The organism is Haloarcula marina (assembly GCF_024218775.1).
Taxonomy (GTDB): domain Archaea; phylum Halobacteriota; class Halobacteria; order Halobacteriales; family Haloarculaceae; genus Haloarcula; species Haloarcula marina.
Genome location: NZ_CP100404.1, coordinates 2,135,926 through 2,152,262, shown reverse-complemented (window position 1 = coordinate 2,152,262; position 16,337 = coordinate 2,135,926). Strand labels below are relative to the sequence as shown.

21 protein-coding genes are annotated in these 16,337 nt (G+C 66.6%); 9 read left to right on the top strand and 12 right to left on the bottom strand.

The window, feature by feature from the left end:
• Positions 1-40: 40 nt before the first annotated feature.
• From NJQ44_RS11185 to pfkB, 4 genes are all read left to right on the top strand, one after another.
• The gene (locus tag NJQ44_RS11185; protein ID WP_254271436.1) at positions 41-682 is read left to right on the top strand and encodes a hypothetical protein; all 642 of its coding nucleotides are present in this window, start codon (positions 41-43) and stop codon (positions 680-682) included.
• A 54-nt stretch (positions 683-736) separates the two neighbouring features.
• Positions 737-1,717, top strand: coding sequence for an isocitrate/isopropylmalate dehydrogenase family protein (locus tag NJQ44_RS11180; protein WP_254271435.1), 981 nt, complete (start codon positions 737-739; stop codon positions 1,715-1,717).
• An 84-nt stretch (positions 1,718-1,801) separates the two neighbouring features.
• The gene (glpR, locus tag NJQ44_RS11175) at positions 1,802-2,563 is read left to right on the top strand and encodes an HTH-type transcriptional regulator GlpR (protein ID WP_254271434.1); all 762 of its coding nucleotides are present in this window, start codon (positions 1,802-1,804) and stop codon (positions 2,561-2,563) included.
• The gene (gene pfkB, locus NJQ44_RS11170; RefSeq protein WP_254271433.1) at positions 2,560-3,471 is read left to right on the top strand and encodes a 1-phosphofructokinase; all 912 of its coding nucleotides are present in this window, start codon (positions 2,560-2,562) and stop codon (positions 3,469-3,471) included. Before glpR ends, pfkB begins: the two co-directional genes overlap by 4 nt.
• Before the next feature lie 9 nt (positions 3,472-3,480).
• Here pfkB and NJQ44_RS11165 read toward each other — a convergent pair whose 3' ends face one another.
• Complete coding sequence (locus NJQ44_RS11165) at positions 3,481-4,608, bottom strand: hypothetical protein (RefSeq protein WP_254271432.1); 1,128 nt, start codon at positions 4,606-4,608, stop codon at positions 3,481-3,483.
• A gap of 2 nt (positions 4,609-4,610) precedes the next feature.
• Positions 4,611-5,393 (bottom strand): class I fructose-bisphosphate aldolase, encoded by a 783-nt coding sequence (locus NJQ44_RS11160; RefSeq protein ID WP_254271431.1) that lies wholly within the window; start codon positions 5,391-5,393, stop codon positions 4,611-4,613.
• 116 nt (positions 5,394-5,509) lie between these two features.
• Here NJQ44_RS11160 and NJQ44_RS11155 point away from each other — a divergent pair, with 116 nt between their 5' ends.
• Positions 5,510-5,659 carry a DUF7557 family protein gene (locus NJQ44_RS11155; protein WP_254271430.1) on the top strand — a complete coding sequence of 50 codons (150 nt, stop codon included), beginning with the start codon at positions 5,510-5,512 and terminating at the stop codon, positions 5,657-5,659.
• Here the strand turns inward: NJQ44_RS11155 and NJQ44_RS11150 are convergent.
• Complete coding sequence (locus NJQ44_RS11150; RefSeq protein WP_254271429.1) at positions 5,656-6,102, bottom strand: DUF5799 family protein; 447 nt, start codon at positions 6,100-6,102, stop codon at positions 5,656-5,658. The genes NJQ44_RS11155 and NJQ44_RS11150 overlap by 4 nt on opposite strands.
• A 94-nt stretch (positions 6,103-6,196) precedes the next feature.
• On the bottom strand, positions 6,197-6,592 hold the full coding sequence (locus tag NJQ44_RS11145; RefSeq protein WP_254271428.1) for an OsmC family protein: 396 nt from the start codon (positions 6,590-6,592) through the stop codon (positions 6,197-6,199).
• 90 nt (positions 6,593-6,682) lie between these two features.
• Here NJQ44_RS11145 and NJQ44_RS11140 point away from each other — a divergent pair, with 90 nt between their 5' ends.
• Positions 6,683-7,579: an NAD(P)-dependent oxidoreductase gene (locus NJQ44_RS11140; protein WP_254271427.1), complete on the top strand. Its 897-nt coding sequence runs from the start codon at positions 6,683-6,685 to the stop codon at positions 7,577-7,579.
• Here the strand turns inward: NJQ44_RS11140 and NJQ44_RS11135 are convergent, their stop codons facing one another.
• Together NJQ44_RS11135 and NJQ44_RS11130 are read right to left on the bottom strand one after the other, a co-directional pair.
• Positions 7,580-8,299: a metal-dependent hydrolase gene (locus NJQ44_RS11135; protein WP_254271426.1), complete on the bottom strand. Its 720-nt coding sequence runs from the start codon at positions 8,297-8,299 to the stop codon at positions 7,580-7,582.
• A gap of 67 nt (positions 8,300-8,366) precedes the next feature.
• On the bottom strand, positions 8,367-8,621 hold the full coding sequence (locus NJQ44_RS11130; RefSeq protein ID WP_254271425.1) for a hypothetical protein: 255 nt from the start codon (positions 8,619-8,621) through the stop codon (positions 8,367-8,369).
• A gap of 80 nt (positions 8,622-8,701) precedes the next feature.
• On the opposite strand from NJQ44_RS11130, the gene NJQ44_RS11125 reads away from it, so the two are divergent.
• On the top strand, positions 8,702-9,814 hold the full coding sequence (locus NJQ44_RS11125) for a S1C family serine protease (protein WP_254271424.1): 1,113 nt from the start codon (positions 8,702-8,704) through the stop codon (positions 9,812-9,814).
• On the opposite strand, the gene NJQ44_RS11120 is transcribed toward NJQ44_RS11125, so the two are convergent.
• From NJQ44_RS11120 to NJQ44_RS11105, 4 genes are read right to left on the bottom strand one after another with little or no spacing between them, the layout of a single operon-like run.
• The gene (locus tag NJQ44_RS11120) at positions 9,815-10,303 is read right to left on the bottom strand and encodes a TspO/MBR family protein (protein WP_254271423.1); all 489 of its coding nucleotides are present in this window, start codon (positions 10,301-10,303) and stop codon (positions 9,815-9,817) included.
• Between the two features lie 54 nt (positions 10,304-10,357).
• Positions 10,358-11,311 carry a hypothetical protein gene (locus NJQ44_RS11115; RefSeq protein WP_254271422.1) on the bottom strand — a complete coding sequence of 318 codons (954 nt, stop codon included), beginning with the start codon at positions 11,309-11,311 and terminating at the stop codon, positions 10,358-10,360.
• Positions 11,312-11,317: 6 nt separating this feature from the next.
• On the bottom strand, positions 11,318-12,496 hold the full coding sequence (priS, locus tag NJQ44_RS11110) for a DNA primase small subunit PriS (RefSeq protein ID WP_254271421.1): 1,179 nt from the start codon (positions 12,494-12,496) through the stop codon (positions 11,318-11,320).
• 39 nt (positions 12,497-12,535) lie between these two features.
• The gene (locus tag NJQ44_RS11105) at positions 12,536-13,015 is read right to left on the bottom strand and encodes a GNAT family N-acetyltransferase (RefSeq protein WP_254271420.1); all 480 of its coding nucleotides are present in this window, start codon (positions 13,013-13,015) and stop codon (positions 12,536-12,538) included.
• Between the two features lie 118 nt (positions 13,016-13,133).
• On the opposite strand from NJQ44_RS11105, the gene NJQ44_RS11100 reads away from it, so the two are divergent.
• Together NJQ44_RS11100 and NJQ44_RS11095 are read left to right on the top strand one after the other, a co-directional pair.
• Positions 13,134-14,147, top strand: coding sequence for a DUF502 domain-containing protein (locus NJQ44_RS11100; protein ID WP_254271419.1), 1,014 nt, complete (start codon positions 13,134-13,136; stop codon positions 14,145-14,147).
• Positions 14,148-14,213: 66 nt separating this feature from the next.
• Positions 14,214-15,308, top strand: coding sequence for a DoxX family protein (locus NJQ44_RS11095; protein WP_254271418.1), 1,095 nt, complete (start codon positions 14,214-14,216; stop codon positions 15,306-15,308).
• Between the two features lie 20 nt (positions 15,309-15,328).
• Here NJQ44_RS11095 and NJQ44_RS11090 read toward each other — a convergent pair whose 3' ends face one another.
• Both NJQ44_RS11090 and NJQ44_RS11085 read right to left on the bottom strand, forming a co-directional pair.
• Entirely contained in the window at positions 15,329-15,685 is a 357-nt protein-coding gene (locus NJQ44_RS11090) for an FxLYD domain-containing protein (RefSeq protein WP_254271417.1), read from the bottom strand.
• 147 nt (positions 15,686-15,832) lie between these two features.
• A complete protein-coding gene (locus NJQ44_RS11085; protein ID WP_254271416.1) occupies positions 15,833-16,321 on the bottom strand; it encodes a cupin domain-containing protein in 489 nt (162 codons plus the stop codon).
• Between the last annotated feature and the right edge of the window lie 16 nt (positions 16,322-16,337).

The window sequence follows — 16,337 nt, the reverse complement described above, 5'->3', positions numbered from 1 at the left end:
ATCGGTGGGTAACTATACACCGTGCACACGGCTGAGCGATATGGCTACGTTCGACGGGCGCGAACGGACCTCACTCGACGAACTGTTTCTCACGGGGCAGACCTTTCTGATGGTCGGTTTCACCGTGGTCGAGACCCTCGCGTTGGGGTTATGGTTGGCGCTCGTACAGGGCGAACCCGTCATCTCGCAGGCGGCGGCCGTCGGCCTGACCGTCCTCACGGTCGGCCTCGTCATCGAGCACATCCTGACGGACGCGACGGTCAACGGACTTTCGCTGTCGTTTCCCCTGACTCGAATCGTCGGAATCAGCCTCTCCGAGGCGCTTCTATGGGGGCTTTGGCTCGGCGTGGCTGACCAACTCGGCGGCGTCGACGGCGTCCTCCTCGCTGGCGTATTGCTCACGCTGTTGCTCGTTCCACAGCACACTGTCGAGGACAACGTCTTGCGGGGAGAAGCCCCCCTCTCGATGATGTTCGATATCGGCACGCTGGGATTCAGCATCGTGGAGGGTCTCGGTGCGACCATCTGGTTACTGCTCGTCTTCGAGGGCGAGCAGTTCACGGCGATTCTCCAGACGCTCGGCTTCGGCGGCGTCGACCCCGCCGTCGTCGGCCTCGCGGCACTCGGCGTCTTCTTGCTCGTCGAACACGACATCGGCGTCGCGATAGCGCGACGGGGGTAGCGCGCCCGAACCGGAACCGAACCACTTTCAGCGGACGCCCGCCTCTCGGCGCACATGACACACGAGATCGCGGTCATCCCCGGCGACGGCATCGGGCAGGAAGTAACGCCCGCCGCCGTCGAGGTGCTTGAGGCTATCGAGACGGTCGACTTCGAGTTCACGGAAGCCGACGCTGGCGACGCCGTGAAGGCCGAGACCGGCGAGGCACTCCCGCAGGAGACACGAGACCTCGCGGCCGACGCCGACGCGACGCTGTTCGGCGCGGCCGGTGAGACGGCGGCGGACGTAATTCTCCCGCTTCGCCAGGTCGTCGGGTCGTTCGCCAACATCCGGCCCGCGGTGGCCTACCCCGGACTGGACGCGCTCCAACCGGACACCGACCTCGTGTTCATCCGCGAGAACACCGAGGGCGTCTACAAGGGCATCGAGAGCGAGATAACTGACGGCGTGACGACGTGTACGCGCGTCATCACTGAGGAGGCGTCCGAGAAAATCGCGGAGTTCGGCTTCGACTACGCCAAACAGAACGGGTACGACGTGACCATCGCCCACAAGGCCAACGTCATGCGGACCACCGACGGCCTGTTCCTCGACACCGCCGAAGCAGTCGGCCAGGACCGCGGGGCCGAGTACAACACGGCCCTGATGGACGCGCTGGCGATGCACCTCGTCCAGCGACCCGAAGAGTACGGCGTCGTCATCTGCCCGAACCTCGCGGGCGACATGCTCTCCGACCTCGCCGCGGGCATCGTCGGCGGCCTCGGCCTGCTCCCCTCTGCCAACGTCGGCGAGGAGAACGCGCTGTTCGAACCCGTCCACGGGTCCGCGCCGGACATCGCGGGCGAGGGCGTCGCCAACCCCTCGGCGATGATTCTCTCCGCGGCGATGATGCTCGACCACTTCGGCTACGACGAGGAGGGCGACCGCGTCCGCGCGGCCGTCGAGAGCGTTCTCGAATCCGGGCCGCGGACGCCCGACCTCGGCGGCGACGCCTCCACCGACGCGGTCACCGCGGCCGTCGTCGACGAACTGTAGGCCCGACAACTCCTTTTCGCGCAGAAACAAGCAGTAGTCGATAGAAAGTGGTAAATCCGAAGCGAAACAATCACGCGAAAGAGTATGCTCCCGGCCGAACGCAAGCGGACTATCGTCAAATTAGTGACAGAGCGCGACGGCTGTTCGGTCGCGGTGCTCGCTGACGAACTCGACTTCTCGAAGGCGACTATCAGGCGCGACCTGCGTGACCTCGAAGCCGAGGGGCGCATCGAGCGCTCGCACGGCGGTGCTGTCCCCGCGTCGTCGGTCGGCACCGAGCGGTCTTACGACCAGCGAGAGGTCGACCGCCTCGACGCGAAACAGCGCATCGCGGCCCGCGCGAGCGAGGAGATACGCGACGGGCAGGTGGTCTTCTTCGACGCGGGGACGACGGTGATGGAAGTCGCGCGCGCCGCGCCCGACGCCGGATACGTCGCGGCGACGAACATGCCCGAACTCGCGATGGAACTCTCGGACCGAGAACTCGACGTCAAACTGACGGGCGGCACCCTGCGACCCCGGACCCGCGCGCTCGTGGGACCGACCGCAGAGTCGTTCCTCGAACGGACGAACTTCGACCTCCTCTTTCTGGGGACGAACGCCCTCGACGCCCGCGCGGGTCTCTCGACGCCGAACGAGGCGGAGGCCGCGGTCAAGCGCCACATGGTCGAACGCGCGGGGCGCGTCGTGTTGGTCGCGGACAGCACGAAGTTCGGCGAGCGGAGTTTCGTCTCGTTCGCGGACGTGGACGACGTGGACTTGCTCGTCACCGACGCGGAGTTACCGGCGGCCCTCGCCGACGCGTTCGCGGACGCCGACGTAGTCGTGGAAGGAGATAGCACATGATTCTCACAGTTACGTACAACCCAGCGGTCGACCAGACGATACAGTTCGACGAGCCGATGCGTCCCGACCGGGTCATGCGGACGGACGACTCCCGCTTCGACGCCGGTGGGAAAGGCATCAACGTCGCACAGTTCCTCACCGCCCTCGACACGCCGTGTGCGGCGACGGGCCTCATCGGTGGGTTCACCGGCCACTTCATCCGCGAGGACATGCAGGCCGACGGCGTCGAAACGGACTTCGTCGCCGTCGAGGACCCGACACGGCTGAACACGACGGCCCTCGCCGACGGCGAGGAGTACAAACTCAACCACAACGGACCGAAGGTGACGCCCGACATCGCCGACTCGGTGGTCGACGTCGTCCGGAAGCGGGACCCCGAGACGGTCCACATCGGCGGGAGCCTCCCGCCGGGCCTCTCGACGGACGCCGTCGACGCCATCGCGACGGCGGGCGACTGGCGCACCGTCGTCGACATGGAGGGGTCGAAACTCCGGCAACTGGACGCGCAGTACGCCCTGTGTAAGCCGAACCGGGCGGAACTCGGGGAGGCCACCGGTGCTGACGTTTCGACGGTCGAAGGCTGTGCGCACGCGGCAGACGCGTTCCGCGAGCGCGGGTTCGACCGCGTACTGGCGTCGCTCGGCGGGGATGGGGCCGTCCTCGCGACGGGGTCGGAACTGCTGTTCGCCGAGGCGCTGAACGTCGACGTGGTCGGCACGGTAGGCGCTGGCGATGCGCTTCTCTCGGGCGTCGTCGCGGCGTGGGAGGACGGCGCGGACGACGCGACGGCGCTCCAAACTGGCGTGGCCGTCTCCTCGCGTCTCGTCGAACAGGCCGGAACAGCAGTCCCGGCGTTCGAAGACTTAGCGACGCTGCGAGACCGAGTGACGGTCAGAAAACTGGACTGAGCCGCGGCCTTAGAACTTCTCGTCGTAGTCGTCGACGAACTGCCGGACCTCGGCGAGCGACGGCTGGTCTGCGGTTCGGACGAAGTACCCGGCGACGCTGTTGCCCAGTACCACGGCCGCCGCGGGGTCGAGTCCCGTGACGAGGCCGAGACCGAGGCCGGCGTTGAAGTGGTCGCCGGAACTCGTCGTCAGTTCCGGGTCCGCGACGGCGGGCACCGAGACGGTGTCGGTCCCGCGCGGCGAGACGACGACGGACCGGTCGACGCCGTGGCCGACGAACCACGTCGGGTCGAGTGCGTCCGCGACTATCTCCGCGTCGGCCTCGAAGGTGCGTTCGGCTTCGCCCTCGAACGCGGTGGCGAGGACGCCGGTCTCCGCGCGGTTCGAGGAGACGACGACGTTCGTGTGTTCGTCGAGTCGGCCGATGGCTTCTCGCCCGGCGCGCAGGCGGTCGGCGTCGAGTTTCCGCACGTCGCCCGGGTCGACGAGGACGTGTTCGGGGGGGTCGGCGATGTCGTCCCAGCGCTCGCAGAGGCCGTCGAGGATGTCGGGGAGGTTCGGCGTCTCCGACCAGTAGCCCATCCCCAGCAGTGCCGCGCCGCTGATGTGGTCGAGGAGGGCGTCGTGACCGAGACGCTCGTCGAGGCCCGCCCAATTGAGGTCCATCGTGTCGCCGATTTCGGTCAGCATCAGCTTTCCGTCGTCGAACTCGACGGCGTCCGTGATGCCCGGCGCGCCCATCGAGGTGAGGTCGTACTCGCCGAACTCGGCCTCGAAGGCCTCGTGAACGGGATTCCCGTACATCCCGACCAGTACCGGCGAGAACGCCCACGTTCCGAACGCCCGTCCGAGGTGGCAGGTGTGACCGCCGGTTCGGCTCCCTTCCTGAAGCCACTCGAAGGTGAGCGAACTCGCCGCGGCCACCGAGTCGTCGACGCGTTCACCGAAGGCCGCGAGCGTCGACACTCGCTCGTAGCGCTCGGGGTCGATGCGGTCGGCGACGACTTCGCGGACCCGGTCGAGGTAGCCGTCGAAGCCCAAGACGACCCGGCCCCGGTCGACGCCCTCCGGGAGGGCGTCGGGCGACGGGAACTGCTCGCGGGCGGCGGCGACCGCTGTCTGCGTATCGTCGTCCATGCCTACAGCACGTCGTCGGCGCTGGCCCCTTCGAAGACGACTTCGTCGAGTTTGTCGAGGATGTCGTAGGGGTCATCGCGCTGCCAGACGTTCCGGCCGACGGCCAGCCCTGAGACGCCCACGTCCATGCAGTCCGCAACGAGTTCGAGGAAGTCCCGGTCCGAGGACTTCGACCCGCCCGAGAGGAGGACGCGGTTGTCGGCGGCGGCGTCGACGGCGTGAGCCATCGCTTCTTTGCTCCGCGGGTACTTCACCTTCGTGAAGTCAGCGCCGAGTTCGAGGCCGATACGGGCGGCGTAGGCGATGATGTCTCGCGTCCGGTGGTCCTTGACGGCCTGTCCGCGCGGGTACGACCACATCGCGATGGGCAGGTCGTGCTCGCGGGCGGCCTCCTGGACCGGTCGGAAGTCCTCGAACATCTCTGGCTCTTTGTTCACACCGGGGTAAATCGTATAGCCGATGGCGTCGGCCCCGAGTTCGGCGGCGTAGTCGACGCTCCAGTTGTGCGCGGAGTAGGGGTCGCCCATCCAGAGGTCGGACCCGCCGTTGAGTTTCGCCAGCAGGTTCACGTCGTCCTCGTAACTCGGATAGTACGTCTCGGCGAGGCCCTTGCCGACGGCGAGGGCGGTGACGGCGTCGTGGGTCGCCATCTCGAACACTTCGCGCGGGTCGAGTCGCTCCTCGACGCCGCTGAACTGCTTCGGGCCGTGTTCGAGGCCGTGGTCGTGGGCCAGCACGAGTGTCTTGTCGTTCCGAACGAGGGGGGAGTCTCCAAGTGGTCGCATACCATGCGATACCCAGAACGAACATTAACAGTTTTCGGTTTTGCATTTTTACTACTGCCTGAGTTCGTTTATGCTCGGTCGAGAGGGTTAAGTGTCGCCGAGCGAAACAGTTCGGTATGCCTTCAATAGAACTGGCGGAGTCGACAGTAGACCGTCTCGACGACCTGCGCGTCGAAGACGAGTCCTACGACGAAATCGTCACGGAACTCATCAACATCTATCAGGCCGAGGAACTGACGTTATTCCACGGCGGCGACGAGTACTAACCGGCGGCTTGCTCGCACACCGAGCGCCAGCGGCCGTTCGATTCCAACTTCTCTTGTAGTTTCTCCGCGTAGCGCTGTGTGAGTTCTTCGGCCTCGGATTTTCGTTCGTCGGAACCGCCCCCGCCGCCCAGTCCGAGGGCGTCTTTCACGCCGGAGAGGAACCCGCCGCCGCTTCCGCCCGACCCGCCGCCCGCCGCCTGCCCCATCCCCGACTGCTGTTCGATGCGGTCGAGTTCGGGCAGGATGCTCGGGAGTTTCGAGGTGTTCGCGACGATGCGGGCCTCGTCGGGGTCCTCGGGGTTCTCTATCTCGAACTCGACGGCGGTCATCACCAGTCCCCACTGCTGGCTGGAAAACGACGACGCCTCGACCTGGTCGTTGAACAGTTGGTCGACCTGCATCCGCTCGCCCGCGATGCGGTTCGTCCAATGGCTGTCGCTCATAACCGAGCGTTCGGTACCCTCGTGCAAGAGCGTTTCCCGACGAGGACGCCTTGCCCCCGCAATCCACACGAACTCGAAAACGAATCCCGACGATTCAGACGCCCGACTCGATGGAGATGTCGGCGTGCAGTTCCTCGCGCAGCGCCGAGTGGACGTGACAGATCTCCTCGCCGAGTTCGACGATTTCCTGTTCGTCGTCGCCGAGGTCCGCCTGGACCCGGATGTCGAAGGCGATGCTCTCTAAGTCGTCGTCCTCGTCGAGTTCCGCCGATACGTCCACTTCGACGGTCCCGATGTCGTCGTAGCCGGTCTTGTTGGCGGCGACCCGGAACGCCGGGATGTAACAGGAGGCGTAGTCGGCCGCCAGAACCTCGTTCGCCGAGGGGCCGTCCTCGCTCAGGGCGTCGACGACGAGTTCCCACTCGCCGTTGATGACGCTCTCGACTGTGTAGCCTTCCGCGCACGTGCTGGTGACTTCGATGTCTGCCATAGCGTCTGGATTCTCTCGGGCCCCGTAGGTAAACCTTGCTCGCTCGGGTCGGCACCGGATTCAAGACTCTGGCACGCGTTAGCAAGGGATATGACGAAAGTTGGCTTCATCGGTCTCGGTGCGATGGGCGCGCCGATGGCGTGGAACCTGGACGACGCGGGCTTCGACGTGGTCGTCTACAACCGAACGACCGACCGCGAGCAACCGTTCGCGGAGGCCGGGATTTCGGTCGCGGACTCACCGAAACACCTCACGCACCGCGCAGACGTGGTCTGCCTGATGGTCAGCGACGGGGACGCCGTCGGCGAAGTCCTCGAACGCGACCTGGGCGTGTTGGATGGCCTGCGGGACGATACGACGGTGGTCCAGATGAGCACCATCGGCTACGAGGAGACGATGGTCGCCGCCGAACTCGTCACCGAGGCTGGCGGGCGGTTCGTCGACGCACCGGTGTCGGGCACCGTCGGTCCGGCCCGCGAGGGAACGTTGGTCGGCCTCGCGGGCGGCGACGAGGGCGAGGTGGAGTCCGTTCGGCCGGTGCTCGAAGCGATGTGCGACCCGGTCGTCTACTGCGGCGGCGTCGGGCAGGGGACGAACATGAAACTGTTCATCAATCTGCTCTTGGGCGACGCGATGGCGGCATTCGCGGAGGCGCTGGTCTTCGGTCACGCGAACGGCCTCGACACCGAGGCGATGCAACGGGTCGTCGAGAACGGCGCGCTCGACTGCCCGCTGTTCGCCGGGAAGGGACCGCTCATCGCCGACGGCGACTTCGACCCGCGATTCCCCGTGGACTACCAGTTCAAGGACCTCTCGCTGGCACTCGACCGGGCCGGTGAGATGGGTGTTCCGCTCTCGGCGACGGCGGCCGCCCGCGAGGCGTTCAGCGCCGCCCGCGGCCGCGGCTACGGGAGCGAGGACATGGCCGCGGTGATAAAGCCGCTCGAAGAAACGGCGGGTGTGTCGGTCCGCGACGGGGCGGAGTGACTACAGGTCGAAGGACTCGTCGCCCGCTAAGACGACGACTTCGGCGTCGCTCCCCGTGGCTTTCACTTCCTTGACGAAGTCGTCGGTGTCGATTTCGATGGGCGGGAACGTGTCGTAGTGCATCGGGAACGCGTAGTCCACGTCCAACCAGTCGGCGGCGATGGCGGCCTGCATCGGCCCCATCGTGAAGTGGTCGCCGACGGGTAGCGCCGCCGCGTCGGGTTCGAGGTACGGGCCGATGACCTCGCGCATCTCGGTCATCAGGCCGGTGTCCCCGGCGTGGTAGAACGTCGTCGACTCCTCGTCGCTGACCTGCGTTGGCTTCGTATCGGAGATGACGAAGCCTGCGGGCATCCCGGCGCTTGTCCCGTAGCCCGTGTCGATGCCGTTCGTGTGGTCGGCGCGGTGCATGGTGACGAAGGCGTCGCCGATTTCGACGGTGCCGCCGAGGTTCATCCCCATGCCGCCGACGGCGTCGAACTCGCCGAAATTGTCCGCACAGTAGCCGACGAGTTCCGGCGTGGCGACGAGGCCAGCGCCCTCGTAGCGGTCCACGTCGCCGATGTGGTCGGAGTGGCCGTGGGTCAACAGCACGTAGTCCGGGTCCAGTTCCTCCGGGTCCGTGTCGGTCTTGGGGTTGTCGAAGAACGGGTCGATAAGGAGGTCCGTCTCGCCGACAGTGACGTGCCACGTCGAGTGGCCGTGCCATGTGAGTTCCATGATTCGCCCGAGGCTACTCGTGGCTCGCACTTAAGACTAGACGGCAACAGGTTTCGATCCGCGTCCGTCAGTCGAAGATGCCCATGTTCGTCGGTTTGCCCTGCGCGTACCGAATCCAGCGGCGCATGTGGCGGTTCATCGCCCAGAACAGGACGACGACCATCCCGAACAGCGCCGACAGCATGACGACGCCCAGCACCAGCGGTTCCTCCGTCGGGAGGCCCAGCAATGCGATGACCAGCGCGACCAGCGCCATCTCGACGGCACAGCGGAGGCCCGGGAGGACGAATCCGGGCGATGGGAGTGCGGAACTGTCTGCCATACCCGTCGTTCGAGAGCCCCGGTATAGTAGCTTGTGCCCCCGACCGTGGCTTTATTCGGTCGCTATCCTAACACCGGGACATGGAACGAGCGCGACTGACGCGACGGGGCTTTCTCGGCGCCGTCGGCGCGGCCATCGCGGGGACCGCCGGGTGCCAGTCGCCGGGGAGCGTCGACACGCCGCCCGAAGCCCAAACCGATGCGACTGGCGACGCCGAACTGCGACCGCTGAGCGGGAATCAGGTCGAGGCCGACGCGAACGCCTATACGGAGGTGTACCGCGCCGTCTCCGGGGCCGTCGCGTCCATCCGCGTCTACTCGCGGACGGGGACCGGGTCGCAGGGAAGCGGCTTCCTCGTGGACGACGACTACATCGTCACGAACGAACACGTCGTCTCCGGCGGCGACCGATTTTACGTCCGTTTCGCCAGCACCGACTGGCGGCGGGTTTCGGTCGTCGGCACGGACGTGTACAGCGACCTCGCTGTCCTGCGGATCCGGAACTCGCCGACCGACGTGGCCCCGCTCTCGTTCGCCGACCGCGACCCCGCCGTGGGGACCCGCGTCGTCGCCATCGGAAACCCGTTCGGCCTCTCCGGGTCCGTCTCGGAGGGCATCGTCAGCGGCGTCGACCGCACGCTGCGTGGCGCGAACAACTTCTCCATCGCCGGCGGTATCCAGACCGACGCCGCAGTGAACCCCGGGAACAGCGGCGGGCCCCTCGTCGACCTGAACGGGAACGTCCTCGGCGTCATCAACTCCGGTGGCGGCGACAACGTGGGATTCGCCATCTCCGCGCAGTTGGCCCAACGCGTCATACCGGCCCTCGTCGAGGACGGCACGTACGACCACTCCTACATGGGCGTCGTCCTCCAGAGCGTCACGCCGCTGGTCGCCGAGGCGAACGACCTCCGGCGGGCGAGCGGCATCTACATCGACCGGGCCGTCGACGGCGGCCCCGCCGACGGCGTCTTGCAGGGGACGTCGGGGACGCGCACCGTCGTCAACACGAGCGTCCCCGTCGGCGGCGACGTGGTCCGCCGTCTCGACGACACGCCGACGCCGACGCGGCAGGCCCTCGCCACGTTCCTGGCGTTGGAGACGAGTCCGGGCGACACCATCGACGTGACCGTCCTCCGAGACGGAAGCGAGGAGACGGTCGAACTGGAACTGGGGACCCGCCCGCGGCCGTAATCAGTTGAGGACGAGAAAGCGGTAGTTCAGCAGGGCGGCGAAGGCCACCCAGAGGAGATACGGGACCAGCAACAGTCCGGCCCGTCGGTCGACCCGAGCGAACGCGCCGGTCGTCGGGACCAAGAGGGCGAACAGCGCGAGGATGACCCCGAGCGCCAGCGTCAGGTTCCGGGCTTGGAAGAATATCGGCGTCCACGCGACGTTCAGCACCATCTGCCCGACGAACAGTGCGAGTGCGAGACGCCGCGTGCCCGTCCGTTCGCTGTCCCAGACGATGTACAGCGCGACGCCGATGAGCGTGAACAGCGTCGTCCAGACGACGCCGAACAGCCACGACGGCGGATATATTCCGGGCTTTACGAGGCTCTGGAACCACGCCGAGTCGGGGCCGCCCAGCGCGGCGGGCGCACCGCCGACGACGTTGACGAGAACGATGGCCGCCACCACGCCGGGGATGTCTTCGCGGCCGAGTGAGACAGTCGTCGTCATACGCCACTAGAGGCGACGCTCGAACGTATAGCTACGGACGTGGTGCGGGACCGCTCACTCCAGCGGTTCCGCGGCGTCGCGTTCGACCAGCGGGTCGGCGTTGTCCGCCGGCAGGGTCACCACGTCGTCCGTCGAGAGGTCGTACTCGCGCTGGTCGACGCCGAAAATCTCGCCCACGTCGTCGGTAATGCGGACCGTCTTTCGGGCGACATCCGCGTCTTCGGTGGACGACTCGTCATTCGTCGGGGAGTCCGAGGGTGCCGCGGGGCCGTCGCTCTCGGCGGAGGCGATTGCGCCCGCTTCACCCGACGGCCGCGCGGCGTCTCGGTCGGGGGCGGACGGCGACTCCGCCGTCGACTGAGCGGACGGGTCGGTGCTCGACTGTCCGTCGCCGCCGCCCATGATGTCTGCGGCGTCGACTGTGGACTCGCTCGGGTCCTCGCCGTCCGGAGCAGGCACGTCGGGTGGCGATTGGTCTGGGGTCGAAGTGTCGGGCGGCGATTGGTCTGGGGTCGAAGATTCGGGTGGCGATTGGTCTGGGGTCGACGGCTCTGGGGCCGGTGTGCCGGTCGGTCCAGTGTCGGCCGCAGGGTCGTTGTCGCTCACCGCACCTGTGGGCGCTTCGCCAGCGATAACGTCCAAGACGTGATTCCGGTTCTGCTTGATGGCGGTGACCATCGTCTCGAAGAGGTCGCGTTCCTCCTGCGTGAGGCCGTCCTCTTCGGTGGGCATGTCCGCGGCCGCGAGCGACGCCATCTTGACGATTTTGCCGACGCGGCGCTCGTAGACGGCTTCGACGGTCTGCTCGGCGGTCTTGATGTCGTCCGTGAGGCGGTTGACCTCCGGCGCGTCGAAGGGGTCGTCGGCGCGTTCGGCGGCCCGTTCGCGCTCCTCGCGGAGTTGGTTGACGAACTGTCCGGCCTCCTCGTAGAACGTCGAGCGCAACTGCTGGAGCTGGTCGGTCTGGCGCTCGCGTGATTGGACCGATTGGAGTTCGTCGAGATTCATACTGTACTACTCCTGCGCCTTCTCGGCGCGGCCGCGGGCCATCAGGAACACGCCCACGTGCTCTGGTACTGACTGAATGCCCCCCGCCACCGTAAAACTATCCCCGTCGAGTTCGACGAGGCCACCGTCGGTCACATCCACCGCGATTTCGTGGCCGCGGAACGTCTCGGGGACGGCGTCGACGAGTGGGTCGAACGTGTCGATGTCGTCCCTGTCGATGCGCCTGACTTCGAGGCCGCTGCCGCCGTGGAGGGACCCCGGTAGCCGGATGAGGCGGTTCGTGTCCGTCGTCACGGGTTCGTCTATCGGGGCGTTCTCGTCGGCGACGGTCTCGTGGACGAGGACCTGTGCAATCTGGTAGAAGGCGGCGTGGACGTCGATGTTGCCCGCCGCCAACTCGTCGTAGTTGTTCCGGGCCGCGGTGAGCGCGGCGTTGGCCTTGCCCTGTCCGATGCCGTCGTATGCCTGGAGGCGTTCGAGCGCCGCGCTCTCCTCCATCGAGAGGAGCGTATCGACCTCCGACATGATGTGTCGGTGGGCGCGCGCGCTCCACCCGCCCTCGGTGGTGAGGGTCCGCTTCGTCGCCGGACTGGACCGCCCGGCCGTCCCGGCGACGGTCTGTTCGTCGACGAGTTCGTCGAAGTCCAGTCCGATGCCGCGGACGTAGTCGACGACTTCGCGGCGGGCGTCGCGTTCGAGGCCGCGAATGCTCTCGTCGCGCACGTGGACGTGGTAGCCGCGGCCGCCGGAGAAGACGACGGTCATGTCTTCGAAGCCGAAGTCGTCCTCCAAGAAATCGAGGAGGCGCAGGAGCGCGTCCTTACACTTCGCGAGCATTTCGGCGTAAGTGTCCTCGCCCAGCGTGACCGACGGCAAGTGGTCGGCGTCTAGGTCGAAGACGAGGTCCGAGGAGCGCCATCCCTTCTTGCTCATCGTCGAGATACTCGGGTCGTCGTATCTCCCCGCCGAGAAGTAGACGTGCCGGGGTTTCTTCCGGCCGAGGAAATCGCCGATACTGCCCAAATCGAGTAGCGAGCGATGGCGCACCATCGTCTCGCCGGGCCCTTCGGTCCACGGAATGAACCCCCACTCGCGCTCGTTGGCGGCGGGCGGCAGCGCTATCTCCGCTCGCCGATAGTGGTCGCCGAACCGACCGCGAAGGTACGAGAGCGTCCGCTCTTCCATCGGATATTCGGTTGGGCGGAGCCGTTGAAAAGCGTTCGCTTACCCGCGAAGAAGCTTCGAGAGTTTGTCGGTTATCGAGTCGTCGCCGAGTTTGAGGTAGTAGGCGTCCCCGCCGTCCTCGTAGTAGTTGTCGATGCGGCGGCGGACTTCGAACCCGATGTGCTTGTAGAAGCCGAGGGCCTCCTCGTTGGTCGCGCGGGCGTGGCAGGTGACGCTACCGTAGTCTTCGGCGACGCGGGCGACGAGTCGCTTCCCGAAGCCGTGGCCGCGGTAGTCGCCGCTGACGGCGAGAAAGAGGATGTATCCGTCGCGCCGGACGGCGGCGAAGCCGACGAGTTGGTCCGTCGACCGGTCGATGTAGAGGTACACCGTCGACCGGCGGTACGCGCTGCGGAAGAACCCGCGGCGCTGGCGGAGGACCCCGTCGGCTTCACGAATGTCCTCTTTGAGTCGCCACGCGGCGTCCACGTACTCGTCGGACCCCCGGTCGACGACCCGTGTCTCGATGTTGACGCTCACTGGCACAGTCGTAGTACTGGGACGAATATAATTCCACCGCCCGATTCACGTAGGTGGCGGTTTTTTCCGGTCCCGTATCGTCTACCCGGGCATGAGTGATAGGCGGGGGGCGCGGCGCATGTCGACGACAGCCGTCCGGACGACGGCACGGCAGGCGTTGCTCACTGGATTCGCACTAACGATTCCGCTGCTGGTGACGATACTCATCATCGGGTTCGTGGTCAACGCCCTCTCGAACGTCTTGGACCCCGTCGTCGCGTTCGCGGTGGAGATGACGGGACGCCAAACCTCTGAGACGCCGACGGTCTTACTGAAAGTGCTGGCGCTGTTCGTCCTGATTACCGTCATCTTCGCACTCGGATTCGTCGCGGAATTTCGCTCGGGAACGGGGCGTATCGAGTCGGTGTTCGACGCGACGATGGAGCGAATTCCGGGTATCGGGTCGCTCTATACGAGTTTCGACGAGATGAGCGAGATGCTGTTGAACGAGGACACGCAGAGCTTCAAAGAGGTGGTCCTCGTGGAGTACCCCACAAAAGGCTCCTACGCCGTCGCGTTCGTCACCGCGAACACGCCCCAGTCGATAGAGGACGCCACCGACAGCGGGGAGATGCTGACCCTGTTCATGCCGATGGCCCCGAATCCCGTGATGGGCGGCTACGTCATCCACGTCGACACGGACCGGGTCTACGACGTGGACATGACCGTCGAGGAAGGCATCCGCTCCATCGTGACCAGCGGCGTCGCCATCGGCGAAGGCGCGGTTTCGACCCCGCTCGATACGGACGGCCCCAGTCCGAACGCTGGACACCCCGCACAGGCGCAGTATCTCCCCAGAGAGGCGATTCGCGAACCGATGCCGCGGTCCGACTCGGCCGACCGAGAGACGGCTTACACCGACGACATCGACCCCGAACACGCCGAGACGCCCTCGGCCGTCGCCCGGCGGAAGCGGACCGATGGGAACATCGGGGACGAAGCCGACAGACCAGACGAAATCGAGGGCGGCGACGGGACCCTCGGCGACGACGCGCCCCGACCGGACGACATCGAAGACGGCGACGGCACCGTCGGGCCGGACGCCGAGACGCCAGCCGACATCGAAGGCGAGGACGGTGGCCCGGTGGAATGAGGCCTGCAACGGCACGAACGACCGTGTAGGAGTAGCGTTAGGTGGCCGCGCCCCCTGGGTTCGAACATGCTCACGCGTTCGATACCCGTCCCGTCGCTGGTCGCGTTCGCGTCGGTGCTGTTCGCGCGACCCGCGGCGGCACACGTCGACTACGTCACGGACGGCCCGGGGGCCGCGATAGACGGGCTGCAGTTTTTGGCCGAAGTCCTCTCGAACCCCGTGAATGCCGCGGTGTTCGCCGTCTCCGGCCTCGGCATCACCGCCGCCGTCGCGGTTTACCTCTGGGTCCGGCCGACGATAACGGACATCGTCATCCTCCGGGAGAAACTCGCGGGCTACGCTGACCTCGTGCCGTGGATGCTCCGTCTCGCTGTGGGTCTTCCCCTCGTCGGCGCGGGCTTTCAGGGCTACTTGTTCGCGCCCACAGTGGTCGTCGACACGGCCGCGAACCCCGTCATCCGCGTGGTGTTCATCGGCCTCGGGTTTTGCGTCCTGTTCGGCCTCGCCACCCGCATCGTCTCCACAATCGGATTGCTCACCTACGCGTGGGCGCTGTCCGTCGACACCGGCGTCATCCTCGCCCTGGAGTACGTCCCCGTGTTCGTCGCGCTCCTCATCCTCGGCGGCGGCCGCCCCAGCGCCGACGATATGTTGCAGGAAGTCGCCAGCACCGACGGGACCTACTACGGCCGTATCGACCCGGTCCACCACCTGAAAGGCTTCCTCGACGAGACCACCGACCCGTTCCGCCGGTACGTTCCGACGATTCTCCGGGTCGGCACGGGTCTCGCGTTCGTCTACCTCGGCCTCGTTCAGAAACTCGCCGACCCAGGTAGCGGTCTGCTCGTCGTCGAGAAGTACAACCTCACCGCCGTCGTCCCGGTGGACCCCGGTCTGTGGGTCGTCGGCGCGGGCGTCACCGAAATCGCCGTCGGCCTCGCGCTCATCGCGGGCTTTTTCACCCGCGGCGCGGCCGCCGCCTCCTTCGTCCTCTTCACGACGACGCTGTTCGGCCTCCCCGACGACCCCGTGTTGGCCCACGTCACGCTGTTCGGTATCGCGTCGGCCGTGTTCACGCTGGGTGCGGGGCCGTTCTCCTTCGACCAGTGGTTCGGGCGGCCCGCACTGGACGATTCGGAAAGCGTCGTCCCCTCGGACTGAGCGACGGACTCCCCCGCTCCCTATCCGGTTTCTGTCGTCGCCGTCGCGGACGCGTCAGTCGCCGTATCCGCGCGGTCGACCGAGACGTCGATTCGGTACGACATCTCCGCGGTGAGTTCCTCGCCCTCGAACGGTATCCAGAAGCGCCACTGGAGGCCGGGCACGAGCGATTCGAGTTCCTCGGCGCTCGTGTCCTCGAACTCGGCGATGCGGTCGGTCTGGTCGAGGAGCGTCACCGTCGCAGTCACCTCGGTGAACGTCACGTCGCCGACGTTCTCGACGACGCCAGTGACGCCGACGCCGTCTGCCGTCTCGTAGACGCCGTGGCTCAGAAGATTCAGACCCTCCGCGATTTGTCGGGGGGATTCACCCTCCATGGTGACCGGGTCGAACTTCTGGTCGATGCGCTCGGTGGTCCCTGTCTCCGTTCCCGTCTCGGTACTCGTCGCCGCCTCGGTATTCGTTTCGGTCGTCTCCTCGCCGTCCGCGGTTGGACTTGCGCCGTTGCCTCCCGCGCCGTCGCCTCACTCCTCCCAGTAGTCCATCTCGGCGTTTCGGTCCAGATACGTCGAGAGCGTTCGGTCGTCCTTCTCGCCGCCGGGGGCCGCCCCCGCGTACAGGCCGACCATCTCCTTGTCGGGGTAGACGGTGATGTCCGGTTCGTCCATCGTCGACGACATCAAGAGGCGGAGACCATCGTCGCCCGCGGCAATCTCGTGGGCGCTCGCCTCGCCCGCCGGAAGCGCGACGTAGTCGCCCGCTTCGAGACGGTGTTCCTCGGCATCCGGACCGAGAAACAGCGTCCCGCTCCCTTCGAGGACGAAAATCGACTCCTCGTTCCCCTCGTGGTAGTGTCGCAGCCAGAGCCGTTTCCCCGGTGACACCTCGTAGAGACTCGTCCCGAGTTGCTCGCCACCAGCGGCGTCGCCGAGTTGCTTGCGCCTGAACGCGCGGCGGCCGTGGTCGTACTCGGTCCACTGGAGGTCGTCGACGTTGACGGGGCCGTCGGTCATATCGGGACGACGGCGA